Origin of the sequence: Nocardioides palaemonis (assembly GCF_018275325.1) — a bacterium.
In the GTDB taxonomy this organism is placed as follows: Bacteria; Actinomycetota; Actinomycetes; order Propionibacteriales; family Nocardioidaceae; genus Nocardioides; species Nocardioides palaemonis.
Window position 1 is genome coordinate 1 of record NZ_JAGVQR010000004.1, and the last position, 12804, is coordinate 12804.

At 73.3% G+C, this 12804-nt stretch carries 13 protein-coding genes and 1 riboswitch; of the genes, 4 read left to right on the top strand and 9 right to left on the bottom strand.

The window, feature by feature from the left end; translation table 11 throughout:
• On the bottom strand, window positions 1-302 hold a 302-nt coding region (locus KDN32_RS15710; protein WP_211733222.1), incomplete at its 3' end, for a hypothetical protein.
• 101 nt (window positions 303-403) lie between these two features.
• Here KDN32_RS15710 and KDN32_RS15715 point away from each other — a divergent pair.
• Window positions 404-1390 (top strand): malate dehydrogenase, encoded by a 987-nt coding sequence (locus KDN32_RS15715; protein ID WP_211733223.1) that lies wholly within the window; start codon window positions 404-406, stop codon window positions 1388-1390.
• A 101-nt stretch (window positions 1391-1491) separates the two neighbouring features.
• Here the strand turns inward: KDN32_RS15715 and KDN32_RS15720 are convergent, their stop codons facing one another.
• The 6 genes from KDN32_RS15720 to KDN32_RS15745 form a co-directional block, all read right to left on the bottom strand.
• A complete protein-coding gene (locus KDN32_RS15720; protein WP_211733224.1) occupies window positions 1492-1869 on the bottom strand; it encodes a DUF3017 domain-containing protein in 378 nt (125 codons plus the stop codon).
• On the bottom strand, window positions 1866-2720 hold the full coding sequence (locus KDN32_RS15725; RefSeq protein ID WP_211733225.1) for a bifunctional methylenetetrahydrofolate dehydrogenase/methenyltetrahydrofolate cyclohydrolase: 855 nt from the start codon (window positions 2718-2720) through the stop codon (window positions 1866-1868). The genes KDN32_RS15720 and KDN32_RS15725 overlap by 4 nt, the downstream gene beginning before the upstream one ends.
• A 23-nt stretch (window positions 2721-2743) precedes the next feature.
• Window positions 2744-4321, bottom strand: a complete 1578-nt coding sequence (gene purH, locus KDN32_RS15730) for a bifunctional phosphoribosylaminoimidazolecarboxamide formyltransferase/IMP cyclohydrolase (protein ID WP_211733226.1) — start codon at window positions 4319-4321, stop codon at window positions 2744-2746.
• A gap of 35 nt (window positions 4322-4356) precedes the next feature.
• Window positions 4357-4435: riboswitch (ZMP/ZTP riboswitch) on the bottom strand.
• Window positions 4436-4437: 2 nt separating this feature from the next.
• Window positions 4438-5070 (bottom strand): phosphoribosylglycinamide formyltransferase, encoded by a 633-nt coding sequence (purN, locus tag KDN32_RS15735; RefSeq protein WP_211733227.1) that lies wholly within the window; start codon window positions 5068-5070, stop codon window positions 4438-4440.
• A 10-nt stretch (window positions 5071-5080) separates the two neighbouring features.
• Window positions 5081-6277 carry a YibE/F family protein gene (locus tag KDN32_RS15740; protein ID WP_211733228.1) on the bottom strand — a complete coding sequence of 399 codons (1197 nt, stop codon included), beginning with the start codon at window positions 6275-6277 and terminating at the stop codon, window positions 5081-5083.
• Window positions 6278-6279: 2 nt separating this feature from the next.
• Entirely contained in the window at window positions 6280-7524 is a 1245-nt protein-coding gene (locus KDN32_RS15745; RefSeq protein WP_211733229.1) for a cell division protein PerM, read from the bottom strand.
• Window positions 7525-7637: 113 nt separating this feature from the next.
• Here KDN32_RS15745 and KDN32_RS15750 point away from each other — a divergent pair, with 113 nt between their 5' ends.
• The 3 genes from KDN32_RS15750 (at window position 7638) to KDN32_RS15760 (ending at window position 10656) form a co-directional block, all read left to right on the top strand.
• Entirely contained in the window at window positions 7638-9497 is a 1860-nt protein-coding gene (locus KDN32_RS15750; RefSeq protein WP_211733230.1) for a SigE family RNA polymerase sigma factor, read from the top strand.
• 36 nt (window positions 9498-9533) lie between these two features.
• Window positions 9534-10301 carry a hypothetical protein gene (locus KDN32_RS15755; protein ID WP_211733231.1) on the top strand — a complete coding sequence of 256 codons (768 nt, stop codon included), beginning with the start codon at window positions 9534-9536 and terminating at the stop codon, window positions 10299-10301.
• A 145-nt stretch (window positions 10302-10446) separates the two neighbouring features.
• Window positions 10447-10656 (top strand): hypothetical protein, encoded by a 210-nt coding sequence (locus tag KDN32_RS15760; RefSeq protein ID WP_211733232.1) that lies wholly within the window; start codon window positions 10447-10449, stop codon window positions 10654-10656.
• Between the two features lie 31 nt (window positions 10657-10687).
• Here KDN32_RS15760 and sucD read toward each other — a convergent pair whose 3' ends face one another.
• Both sucD and sucC read right to left on the bottom strand, forming a co-directional pair.
• Entirely contained in the window at window positions 10688-11569 is an 882-nt protein-coding gene (gene sucD, locus KDN32_RS15765; protein ID WP_211733233.1) for a succinate--CoA ligase subunit alpha, read from the bottom strand.
• A gap of 17 nt (window positions 11570-11586) precedes the next feature.
• On the bottom strand, window positions 11587-12756 hold the full coding sequence (gene sucC, locus KDN32_RS15770; RefSeq protein ID WP_211733234.1) for an ADP-forming succinate--CoA ligase subunit beta: 1170 nt from the start codon (window positions 12754-12756) through the stop codon (window positions 11587-11589).
• Window positions 12757-12804: the final 48 nt, after the last annotated feature.

Here is a 12804-nt window from a genome sequence, read left to right on the forward strand (position 1 = left end):
GTGGTGACCCCCGTCGCCTCCAGCCCGGCCACGTCCTCGGTCTCCTCGAGCACCGTCGTCGCGATCGTGCCGAGGTCGGCGCCGTCGCGCGTCACCTCGAGCGTCGTGGTGACACCCGGGTCGAGCGGGAACCACGGGTTGTCGACCGCGGCGACGAAGTCCGCGGGGTCGGCGGACGGCGTCGGGACGACGAGGCCGTTGATGCCCGGGGAGTCGTAGGGCGCCGGCTGTCCGATCCCGCCGCAGCCGGACACGGCCAGCACGAGCGCACCCGCGACCAGGGGGCGTACGACGCGGGGCATGGGCGCCAGCATGCCAGCCGCACACCAGCCGACGGCGGGGCGATCCGGCGCTGCTAGCGTCAGCAGGACAACCGAGACCATCCCTCACGAGGAGTACCACCGTGACCTCCGAACCGCTCAAGGTCGCCGTCACCGGCGCCGCCGGCCAGATCGGCTACAGCCTGCTCTTCCGCCTCGCCAGCGGCGCCCTCGCCGCCGACCGCCCGATCGAGCTGCGGCTGCTCGAGATCGAGCCGGCCCTCAAGGCGCTCGAGGGCGTCGTGATGGAGCTCGACGACTGCGCCTTCCCGAACCTCGCCGGGGTCGAGATCGGCGCGGACGCCGAGAAGATCTTCGACGGTGTCAACCTCGCCCTCCTCGTCGGCGCGCGGCCGCGCGGCCCGGGCATGGAGCGCGGCGACCTGCTGTCGGCCAACGGCGCGATCTTCACCGCTCAGGGCAAGGCCCTCAACGCGGTCGCCGCCGACGACGTGCGCATCGGTGTCACGGGCAACCCGGCCAACACCAACGCCCTCATCGCGATGAGCAACGCCCCCGACATCCCGCGCGAGCGGTTCTCGGCGCTGACCCGCCTCGACCACAACCGCGCGATCTCGCAGCTGGCCGCGAAGACCGGCGCCGCGGTGACCGACATCAAGAAGATGACGATCTGGGGCAACCACTCCGCGACCCAGTACCCCGACCTGTTCCACGCCGAGGTCGGCGGCCGCAACGCCGCCGAGGTCGTGGGCGACCAGGCCTGGCTGGAGAACGACTTCATCCCGACCGTCGCCAAGCGCGGTGCCGCGATCATCGACGCCCGCGGCTCGTCCTCCGCCGCCTCGGCCGCCTCGGCCACGATCGACGCCGCCCGCGACTGGCTGTTCGGCTCGCCGGCCGACGACTGGGTCTCGATGGCCGTCGTCTCCCAGGGCGAGTACGGCGTCCCGGAGGGCCTGATCTCCTCGTTCCCCGTCACCACCTCCGGTGGCGACTGGTCGATCGTCGAGGGCCTCGAGATCGACGACTTCTCCCGCGCGCGCATCGACGCCTCGACCGCCGAGCTCGCCGACGAGCGCCAGGCGGTCACCGAGCTCGGCCTCATCTGAGCCGAGTCGAATCGCACCGAGCGGTGCGTGAGGAGGATTCCGTCACCCGGAAATCCTCCTCACGCACCGCTCGCGCGATTTCGGGAGTCTGCTGACTCGGCTCAGAACCCGGCCGGCTGGTCCGGGATCGAGCCGGCGAGGAAGACGAGCGCGCCACCGAGGACGGCGAGGACGACCGCGTCGAGCACCTTGTGGCGTACGGCGAGCATGCCGGCGTCGCGGCTGCGCAGCGCCAGCCGCACCAGCGCGGCGAAGAGCAGCGCGCCGCCCATCAGCCGGATCCCGGCGCGCCAGTCGCCGAGTCCCACGACGACCAGGGCGGCGCCGACCACGCCGAGGACGAGCAGGTAGAACGCGCCACCGATGGTCGAGGGGTAGCGGCGGGGGTCCTCGGGGTCGACCGGCTCCGCCGAGACCGGCTCCACCGACTCGGGCGGCTCGATCAGCGGCTCGGGCTCGGTCGGCTCGCGCTCGCTCATCCGGAGGACCGGGCGGACTTCTCGGCGATCTCGACGATGTTGGACAGCAGCATCGCGCGGGTCATCGGGCCGACCCCCTTGGGGTTGGGCGAGACCCAGCCCGCGACCTCCCAGACGTCGGGGTGGACGTCGCCGGTCACCTGGCCGTCGACGCGCGAGACACCGACGTCGAGGACGGCGGCGCCGGGCTTGACCATGTCGGCGGTGATGATCCCCGGCACGCCGGCGGCGGCCACCACGATGTCCGCCCCTCGGACGTGCGCGGCGAGGTCGCGGGTGCCGGTGTGGCACAGCGTGACGGTCGCATTCTCCGAGCGGCGGGTGAGCAGCAGCCCGAGCGGGCGCCCGACGGTGATGCCGCGTCCGACGACCACGACCTCGGCGCCGGCGATCTCCACGCCGTGGCGGCGCAGCAGCTCGATCGAGCCGACCGGCGTGCAGGGCAGCGGCCCGGGCTCACCGAGGACCAGCCTGCCGAGGTTGGTCGGGTGCAGGCCGTCGACGTCCTTGTCGGGGTCGACGCGCGAGAGCAGCGCGAACTCGTCGAGCCCGGTCGGCTGCTGGACGATGAAGCCGGTGCAGGCGTCGTCGGCGTTGAGCTCGTCGATCACCGCCTCCACCTCGGCCTGCGTGGCGGTGGCGGGCAGGTCGCGCCGGATCGAGGTGATGCCGATCTCCGCGCAGTCCTTGTGCTTCGCCCCGACGTACCAGTGCGAGCCCGGGTCGTCGCCCACCAGCACGGTGCCGAGCCCGGGGACCACCCCCTGCTCCTTGAGCGCGGCGACCCGCTGGGCGAGCTCTGCCTTGATGGTCCGCAGCGTGGCTGCGCCGTCGAGGGTCTGTGCCGTCACGTCGGTCATCCTAGGAGTAGGGATCAGTGGAAGAAGTGGCGCGCGCCGGTGAGGTACATCGTCACGCCGGCCGCCTCGCAGGCCGCCACGACCTCGGCGTCGCGCACCGAGCCGCCGGGCTGGACGATCGCCTTCACGCCGGCGTCGATGAGGATCTGCGGGCCGTCGGCGAAGGGGAAGAACGCGTCGGACGCGGCGACGGCGGACGACGCCCGCTCCCCCGCCCGCTCGACCGCGAGGCGGCAGGAGTCGACCCGGTTGACCTGGCCCATGCCGACACCGACCGACGCGCCGTCGGCGGCGAGCAGGATCGCGTTGGACTTCACCGCGCGGCACGCACGCCACGCGAAGGCGAGGTCGGCGAGCACCTCGTCGGAGGCGGGCTCGCCGGTGGCGAGCGTCCACGCCGACACGTCGTCGCCCTCGGCCGAGATCACGTCGCGCTGCTGCAGCAGCAGGCCGCCGGAGATGGAGCGGGTCTCGGTGCCACCGGCGGCGAGCGGCGGGCACTCCAGGACCCGGATGTTCTTCTTCGCCTGCAGCGCCTCGATCGCGCCGTCCTCGTAGCCCGGGGCGACGACCACCTCGGTGAAGATCTCGGCGACCTGCTCGGCCATCGCGACCGTGACCGGGACGTTGGTGGCGATCACGCCGCCGAAGGCGCTCACCGGGTCGCACTCGTGGGCCTTGCGGTGGGCGGTGGCGACGTCGTCGGCCACGGCGATGCCGCACGGGTTGGCGTGCTTGATGATCGCCACGGCCGGCCGGTCGAAGTCGTACGCGGCGCGGCGGGCGGCGTCGGCGTCGACGTAGTTGTTGTAGGACATCTCCTTGCCGTGGTGCTGCACGGCCTGGGCGAGGCCCGGGCCGCCGGGCAGGAAGCCGTTGCCGTAGAGCGCGGCCGACTGGTGCGGGTTCTCGCCGTAGCGCAGCACCGCCAGCTTGTCCCAGGTCGCGCCCATCCACGCCGGGAAGCCCGTGCCCTCGCTGGTGTCGGTGAGCGCGTTGCCCATCCACGAGGCGACGTGGACGTCGTAGGTCGCGGTGTGCACGAACGCCTCCGCGGCCAGGCGCTGGCGCTGGGCGAGCGTGAAGCCGCCCGCGGCGACCGCGGCGAGGACGTCGGCGTACGCCGCGGGAGACGTCACGATCGCGACGCTGGGGTGGTTCTTGGCGGCGGCGCGCACCATCGACGGGCCGCCGATGTCGATCTGCTCGACGCACTCGTCGGGGCTCGCGCCCGACATCACCGTCTGGGTGAAGGGGTAGAGGTTGCTCACCACCAGGTCGAACGGCTCGACGCCGAGCTCCTCGAGCTGGGCGACGTGGGAGTCGAGGCGGCGGTCGGCGAGGATGCCGGCGTGCACGCGGGGGTGCAGCGTCTTGACCCGGCCGTCGAGGCACTCGGGGAACCCGGTCAGGTCCTCGACCTTCGTGACCGGCAGCCCCAGCGACTCGATCAGCGCGGCCGACCCGCCGGTGGAGACGAGCTCGACGCCCGCCTCGTGCAGGCCGCGGACCAGGTCGTCGAGACCGGCCTTGTCGTAGACCGAGACGAGGGCTCGGCGGATCGGGATGCGGTGCTCGGCAGTGGAAGACACGGGACTCCTCGGACGGATCGGGATCGTTGTCGAGTCGAGGGCACCCAGGCGTTCGATGCACCTCGCGCGTCACTCCCCGGTGGTGGCCCACCTGCGCCAGTCGTGTGAGGCGCAGACTACCGAGCCGCGGCGCCGATGCGAACCCGGCGGCCCTCGACGGCGACGCCCTCGCGGGCGATCCGCCCGACCGCGTCGACGAGCATGCCGCGCTCGGCGGTCTTGATCCGCTCGTGCAGCGACGCGACGTCGTCGTCCTCGTGCACCTCGACCGGGACCTGCGCGACGATCGGGCCGGTGTCGACGCCCGCGTCGACCACGAAGAGGGTCGCGCCGGTCACCTTGACGCCGTGCTCGAGGGCGTCGCGCGGGCCGTGCATCCCGGGGAACGCGGGGCACAGCGCCGGGTGGGTGTTCAAGGTCAGGAACCGGTCGAGGAAGTCCTGCGCGAGCAGCTTCATGAAGCCGGCCGAGACGACCAGGTCGGGCTCGAACCGCTCGACGACCGTCGCCAGCGAGGCGTCCCACCCCTCGCGGGTCTCGAAGTCCGACACCTGCCGCACGAACGTCGGGACGCCCGCCCGCTCGGCGCGGGCGAGGCCCTCGATGTCCTCACGGTCCGCGCCGACCGCCACCACCCGCGCGCCGTACGCGGGGTCTGCGCAGGCGTCGAGGAGCGCCTGGAGGTTGGTGCCCGAGCCCGACACGAGGACGACGAGGCGGGCGGGGTGCGAACCGGGGACGTGTGCCACGGCCCGGATTCTAGGCGCGGTGGGACCCGCCGGTCGTCGCGGTGCTGCGCTCGCGGACGAGCAGGCCGGCCACCAGCGCCGCGATCGCGGTCGTCACCGGCACCGCGGCGACGATCCCGAGCCCGCCGACCAGGCCGCGGACCACCTCCTGGGCCACCACCTCCTGGCTCACCGCGACCCCGAACGGCAGCTCGAGCGCCGAGAACACCAGCATCAGCGGCAGCGTGGCGCCGACGTAGGCGAGGACGAGGGTGTTGACCGTCGACGCGACGTGGGAGCGGCCGATCCGCATCGCGCGCACGAAGAGCGAGCGGGCGGTGGCGTGCGGGTCGACGTCGGCGAGCTCCCAGACCGCCCAGGTCTGGGTGACGGTGACGTCGTCGAGCACGCCGAGGGCGCCGATCACCAGCCCGGCGAGCAGCAGGCCGCGGAGGTCGACCTGGGCGGCGATGGTGGAGATGTACTGGCTGCCCTCGTCGACCAGGCCGGTGAAGTGCCCGACCGTCGTGAACGCCCAGCCGAGGCCACCGATCACCACCAGCGACACCAGCGTGCCGAGCATCGCGACGGTCGTGCGCACCGTGAAGCCGTGGGAGAGGTAGAGCGTGACGACCATGCTCGCCGCCGCGGTGACCACCGCCACCACCAGCGGGGACGAGCCCTCCATGATGGCGGGCAGCGTGAACACCGCGATCAGCACCAGCGAGAACGCCAGGCTGACCAGCGACCCGATGCCCCGCCAGCGCGAGAGCAGCAGCACGCCGGCCGCGAACAGCACCGTCAGGGTGAGAAGGGGCCGGCCGCGGTCGAAGTCCTGGAAGGCGTACTGCTCCCCCGCCGGCGCGGACGCGGCGTGGGACACGATGATCCGGTCGCCGGCCTCCACCTCGGGCGCGCCGGGGCCGTAGGGCAGGATCGCGAGGTCCTCGCCGGGGGCGCCGGGCCCGCTGAGCAGCTCGACCACCGCGGCACGGCAGCCGTCGGCGTCGCGCGCGCACGGTCCGATCGACTCGACGCGCGCCGTGCCGCGCTCCACGTCGGCGCCCGGGGTGGTGATCTCGAGGTCGCCGGAGGGCCAGAGCACGAAGAGCCCCACCAGCGTGGCGAGGACGAGCGGTCCGACCAGCGCCGCCATCAGCACCCTGAGGTGTCGCGGCGACGGCCCGAGCGAGGACTCACCCGGGACGTGGCTGTGGCCTGCTCCCACCCTCAGTCCTCGTCGGCGCGGACCGCTGCCTCGGCGCGACGCCGCAGGAGGGCGAGCACGCCGGCGCCGACGAGGGCGCCGACCCCGCACGACGTGACCGCGTGGACCAGCACGTCCGGCACGAACGGGCCGATGAACCGCATCCGGCCGGGGCCGGCGGCCCCACCGGACAGTGCGGCGAGCACGGCCAGCGCCAGACCCGCAGCCAGGCCGCCGCCGCAGCCGGCCAGGACGATCCGGTCCCAGGACAGCAGGCGGGTGCGGAGCGTGCGATAGGCGACCACAGCCGCGACGAGCGGCACCACCAGCATCGACAGGCCCGCCCAGGCGGGCGGGGTGCCGACGGCGGGCAGGGCCGCCAGGAGCGGGAAGTCCGGCAGCGGGCCGAGCACCACCGCGGCCGGCGAGACGACGGTCGCACCGCCCACCGCGAAGCCGGGGCCCAGCAGCCAAGAGCCGGCGAAGAGGGAGGCGTTGGGCAGGAACGCGGCGTTGACCAGTGCGTAGAGGCCGGCCTCCCCCGGGCTGGGGTGCAGCTGCGCGGTCATCGTCGCGGCGTCGTCGAAGGAGAGCGCGAGGGACACCAGCACCAGCAGGCCACCCAGCACCACGAGCCGGACCAGCAGCGCGACCGCGACCGCGGTGCCCGCGCGGAGCGCCACCGGCACGCGTGCGGCCCAGATCGCCGCACGGCCCGACCCGGTCGCGATGGCGGGCGCGGCGACGGTGGCGGTGAGCAGGACGGTCCAGCCCAGCACCCGCGGCACGGACGGGTCGGCGGTGGCACCGGCCGCGAGGCTGGCGACCACCACGGCCACCACGGCGTAGCCGGCGAGGAAGAGGGCGATGGCCGTCGGGACGGTCAGGTCGCGCTCGCCGTCGGAGATCCGGTCGGCGTCGGGGCCGTGCCCGGAGAGGGAGTCGCCGACCCGGTGGCCGATGCGCCACATCGACCAGGCGGCCACCGCGGTGATCCCGAGCGGCACGATCGTCACCCGCGCGCCCAGCACGGTGAGGCCGGAGCCGTGGCCGGCGAGCCAGGCGAGGGCGCCCATCCGCATCCCGTCGCGCGGTGCGCCGTGCACCCCCGCGTCGGTGGCGAACCACCCGATGACGCCGGCCGCGAGCAGCACGACCAGCGGTCCGGCTGCCGCCACCACCCCGCCGAGCGTGGCGATGAGCACCAGCGGGCGCGGCCGGGCAGGGGTGGTCCGGGTGGCGTCCGGACGGGTGAGCAGCGACGTCATGGCCGAGCCATCATCACCCGGCCGCGGTCACGGTTCGCGCTCCCACGCCGCCCACGGGCCGCTCCGGGGAAGATGTGCGCGCGCTGGTGTCGCTCCCGTACCGTGGAGCGGTCATGAGGAGCCCCGAGACCTTCGACGCCTACTACGTCGAGACGCGCACGCGACTCCTGCACGAGGCCTACGCCCTCACCGGCGACGCCCCGGCGGCGCGGGCCGCCGTGCGGGACGCCTTCGTCGTCACCTGGCACCACTGGCGCAAGGTGTCGCTGCTCGACGACCGCGACGCCTACGTCCGCCCGCTCGCGCTGCGCCGCGCCCGCCGCCGCCACACCGCCCGCATCTGGCACCGCGACAAGTCGCTCGCCCCGGAGATCCGGCTCACCCTCGACGCGCTGGCCAAGCTGCCCTCGCGCCAGCGCGAGCTCCTCGTCCTCAACGGCCTGTCCGCGCTCTCCCTGTCCGACCTGGGCCGCCAGGTCGGACTGCCGCGCGGCGACGCCGAGCGCGAGCTCCAGACCGCCACCTCCCAGTTCGCGCTGCACCGCGACGTCGCGACCACCGAGGTCAGCCGCCTGCTGCACGACCTCGCCGAGCCGCTCGAGTCTGTCCGCTGGCCCCGCGCGACCGTCGTACGCCGCGCCGGCGCGGCGCGACGGCGTACGCACACCGTCATCGGCGCCGGCCTCGCCACCGCCGCCCTCGTGGTGTCCGGCTCGCTGGTGGCCACCGGCTCCGGCACCGAGCCCACCAGCCTGGCCGAGGAGAAGGCGGGCCCCGGCGTCACCGTCCACGCTCCGGTGGACGAGGCGGCCGGGCAGGCCGTGATCGACGAGGCGGCGCTGCTGGGGCCGGCCCAGACGGTCCGCTTCGGGCGGGGACTGGACTGGGAGGAGACCGCCACCGAGGCCACCGGGCCCGACGGGGCCCTGCTCGCGCCGTGCCAGCGCGAGCCCCTCGCCGACCCCGCGGCCGTCGCGGCCCTGTCCCGGACGTGGGAGGGCTCCGAGACCAAGCGGGTCCGCACGAAGCGGGTGACCGAGGTGACGTCCGACGCCGTGCAGGTCGTCGAGCGCTCGAGCGACGCCGACGCCGCCGGCGCCGCCTTCGAGACCGCCTCGCTGTGGTTCGCCGGCTGCGCCGACCCACGGACCCAGCTGGTCGCCACCCGCGACGTGACGCGCGTCGGCGACGTGGCGCGGGCGTTCCGGCTGCGCACCTGGGGCAAGCGACCGTCCACCGTGTCGGTGGGCCTGGCCCGCACCGGCGACCTGCTGGTGACCACGGTGGTCAGCAGCCGCGGCCGGCCGGTGAGCGACAAGGACGCCACCACGTCCCTCGCCGCCGCCGTCAACGCGCTGTGCGGCTCCGACGGCGCCGGCGCCTGCGCCGGCCGGGCCCGCGCGCGGACGGCCGCGCCGCTCGACCTCGGCACGGGGTCCGGCATGCTCTCGGTCGTCGACCTGCCGCCGGTGACCGCCGTCCGGGGGCCCTGGGTCGGCCCCGACCCGATCCGGGCGCGCACCAACGACGCCGCCACCCGGTGCGACCGCACCAGCTTCCAGGGCAAGGGCATCAGCAAGGCCCTCACCCGCACCTTCGTCTTCCCCGAGACCCGCAACGCCGCGCAACTGGGCCTCACCCAGACAGTCGGCTCGATGCGCACGGGCGCCGCCGAGAAGTTCGTGGAGCAGGTCCGCTCCCGGATCCGGCAGTGCGGCCAGGCCAACCTCGGGACGTCCGTCACGCCACTGGCGGCCGCCTCCCGCGGCGACACCGAGATGCAGGCCTGGGCGCTGTCGATCGAGCTGAACGACCAGCAGTCCTTCCCGTTCCTGATGGCGATCGTGCGCGACGGCCGCGCGGTCTCCCAGCTCGGCTTCACCCCGGACCGCAACATGACCATGTCCCGGCCCGACTTCGTCGCCCTCGCCCGCCGGGTGCAGGAGCGGCTCGCCACCCTCGACGGGTCCTGACGCAACCTTTTCGCCGTCCGGGCTGTCTCATCTGGCATGAGGCACCGCTCCCGGCTCCCGACCGCCGTCCCGGCGTGCCTGCTGGCGAGCCTGCTCCTCGCCACCGGGTGCTCCGGCGGATCCACGGACGACGCCGACGCCTCCGGTGCGACGAGCGCGTCCTCGACCTCGCCCGCTGAGACGCCCACCGAGGCGCCCACCGACGACGAGGACGGCGGCGCCGAGGCCGCGGCCCTCACGACGATCCCCGACGACTTCCCGCTCGCGGCAGGCATGGGCGCGCCCACCGACGACATCCCGACCGCCCGCAGCGGGGCCGGGCTGCGCGACCTGGAGCTCTGCGGCACCGCGCCGCTGCGCGGGCTGAGCACGCGCGACCGGATGGTCGTCGACAACAGCGGCGGCGAGGCGGCCGACACCCGCGAGCTCGTCCTGCTCGGCAGCCCCGACGACGCGAGCACCGTGGCGCGCATGTTCACCGACCTCGCCACCGACTGCGAGCAGCCCGACGTGCGCGACGGCACCCGCACCGAGACCCGCGTGCTCGCGTCGGCCTTCGGGCCGCGACCCGCCACCACGCTGCTGCAGACCTACAGCTTCCGTGACGAGCCCGGCACCGGCGCCACCGTCGTCCACGTCGTGCCGGTGGGTGCCGCGCTGCTCGTCACCTCGACCTACGGGCAGTGGACGCGCGGCGACGTCGACGCGGTGGTGGCCCGCACGGTGCGGCCGCTGCGCCAGACGGTCGCGGCGCTCGATGCCTTCGACGAGCCGGACGACGGCAGCGGCGGGTCGTCCGGATGACGGCCCGATGCGGCACCGGAGCCGCTCCCGACGTACGGTACGGGCTTGCACGCGTTGTCGGACGCCGCAGGCTCACGGGGTCGAGCAGACCTCCGCAGAGACCGTCCCACCGACGTGCCAGCACATGAAAACGGGGTTACTCACGATGTCCATACCTTCGACGCTCGCCAGCTCGGCGTGCCCGACCCTCCCCTCGCCGCGGCGTGCCTCGGCGATCGCCCCGGTCCGCCTGCTCGGCGCCCACGTCGTGTGGCGCCTGCTGTGGGAGGCCCACCCGCCGGCCCGTCCGACGCGTACGGCCCGTCCGGAACGCCGGACGGCCCCGCAGGAGCACCTGCGGGGCCGTCTGGAGTGAGCTGACGGGGTCGGCTCAGAGGTTCTGCAGCCTAGAGCTCGTTCAGGATGGCCCGCATCAGCGCGGCGGTCTCGGACGGCGTCTTGCCGACCTTGACCCCGGCGGCCTCGAGGGCCTCCTTCTTGGCCTGCGCGGTGCCCGAGGAGCCCGACACGATGGCGCCGGCGTGGCCCATGGTCTTGCCCTCCGGGGCGGTGAAGCCGGCGACGTAGCCGACGACCGGCTTGGTCACGTGCTCCTTGATGTAGGCCGCGGCCCGCTCCTCGGCGTCGCCGCCGATCTCGCCGATCATCACGATCGCCTTGGTCTCCGGGTCGTTCTCGAAGGCCTCGAGGGCGTCGATGTGGGTGGTGCCGATGATCGGGTCGCCGCCGATGCCGATGGCGGTGGTGAAGCCGAAGTCCTTCAGCTCGTACATCATCTGGTAGGTCAGCGTGCCCGACTTCGAGACCAGGCCGATCGGGCCCTTGCCCGCGATGGTGTGCGGCGTGATGCCGGCGAGCGACTCCTCCGGCGTGATGATGCCGGGGCAGTTCGGGCCGATCATGCGGGTCTTCTTGCCCTCGAGGTAGGCCACGACCTCGGCGGTGTCGAGGACCGGGACGCCCTCGGTGATGACCACGAGCAGCGGGATCTCGGCGTCGATCGCCTCGATGCAGGCGTCCTTGGTGAAGGCCGGCGGGACGAAGGCGACGGACACGTCGGCGCCGGTCTCCTTCATGGCCTCCTCGACGGTGCCGAAGACGGGGAGCTCCTTGCCGCCGAGCTCGACGGTGGTGCCGGCCTTGCGGGCGTTGACGCCGCCGACGATGTTCGCGCCGGACTCGACCATGAGGGTGGTGTGCTTGGCACCCATGCCGCCCGTCATGCCCTGGACGATGACCTTGCTGTCCTTGTTGAGGTAGATGCTCATCTCTTCAGTTCTCTCTCTCAGGCCTGGTGGGCGAGCTCGGCGGCCTTGTCGGCCGCGCCGTCCATCGTGTCGACCTGGGTGACCAGCGGGTGGTTGAGCTCGTCGAGGATCGCGCGACCCTGCTCGACGTTGTTGCCGTCGAGGCGCACGACCAGCGGCTTGGTGGCCTCGTCGCCGAGGATCTCCAGCGCGCCCTTGATGCCGTTGGCGACCTCGTCGCAGGCGGTGATGCCGCCGAAGACGTTGACGAACACGCTCTTGACCTGCGCGTCGTTGAGGATCACGTCGAGGCCGTCGGCCATCACCTGGGCGTTGGCGCCGCCACCGATGTCGAGGAAGTTGGCGGGCTTCACGCCGCCGTGCGCCTCACCGGCGTACGCGACGACGTCGAGGGTGCTCATCACGAGGCCCGCGCCGTTGCCGATGATGCCGACCTGGCCGTCGAGCTTGACGTAGTTGAGGCCCTTGTCCTTGGCCTTCGCCTCGAGCGGGTCGGCCTCCTCGCGGATCTCGAACTGCTCGTGGTCGGGGTGGCGGACCTCGGAGGCGTTGTCGTCGAGCGACACCTTGCCGTCGAGCGCCTCGAGCTTGTCGCCCTCGAGGCGGGCCAGCGGGTTGACCTCGACGAGGGTGGCGTCCTCCTCGACGTAGACCTTCCAGAGCTTCTGGACCATCTCGATGGCCTGGTCGCGCAGCTCGGCGGGGAACTTGGCGTCGTCGACGATCTCGGCGGCCTTCTCCGCGGTGACGCCCTCGATCGCGTCGATCCGGGTCTGGCGCACGGCCTCGGGGTTGGTCTTGGCGACCTCCTCGATCTCCACGCCGCCCTCGACCGAGGCGATGCACAGGTGCGAGCGGTTGGAGCGGTCGAGCAGGAAGGAGAAGTAGTACTCCTCCACCGGCGGGGTGGCCGGGGTGACCAGGACGCGGTTGACGCGCAGGCCCTTGATCTCCATGCCGATGATGTCGTTGGCGTAGGACTCGGCCTCGTCGGCGGTCTTGGCGATCTTCACGCCACCCGCCTTGCCGCGCCCGCCGGCCTTGACCTGCGCCTTGATGACGGTGACGCCGCCCATCTCCTCCGCGGCGGCACGAGCGGCCTCCGGGGTCTCGGCGACGACGCCGATGGTGGTTGCGACTCCGTGCTTGGCGAAGAGCTCCTTCGCCTGGAATTCCATCAGGTCCACGAGGTGACCAGTCCTTTTCGTCTGCGAGCAGGGGTACTTCGGCACCCT

Bases quoted from the DNA above. Each gene is read 5' to 3' on its own strand.
- KDN32_RS15720 (WP_211733224.1), bottom strand. From the start codon at position 1,869: ATGAGCGAGCGCGAGCCGACCGAGCCCGAGCCGCTGATCGAGCCGCCC.
- KDN32_RS15745 (WP_211733229.1), bottom strand. From the start codon at position 7,524: ATGACGTCGCTGCTCACCCGTCCGGACGCCACCCGGACCACCCCTGCC.
- KDN32_RS15750 (WP_211733230.1), top strand. From the start codon at position 7,638: ATGAGGAGCCCCGAGACCTTCGACGCCTACTACGTCGAGACGCGCACG.
- KDN32_RS15755 (WP_211733231.1), top strand. From the start codon at position 9,534: ATGAGGCACCGCTCCCGGCTCCCGACCGCCGTCCCGGCGTGCCTGCTG.
- KDN32_RS15760 (WP_211733232.1), top strand. From the start codon at position 10,447: ATGTCCATACCTTCGACGCTCGCCAGCTCGGCGTGCCCGACCCTCCCC.
- sucD (WP_211733233.1), bottom strand. From the start codon at position 11,569: ATGAGCATCTACCTCAACAAGGACAGCAAGGTCATCGTCCAGGGCATG.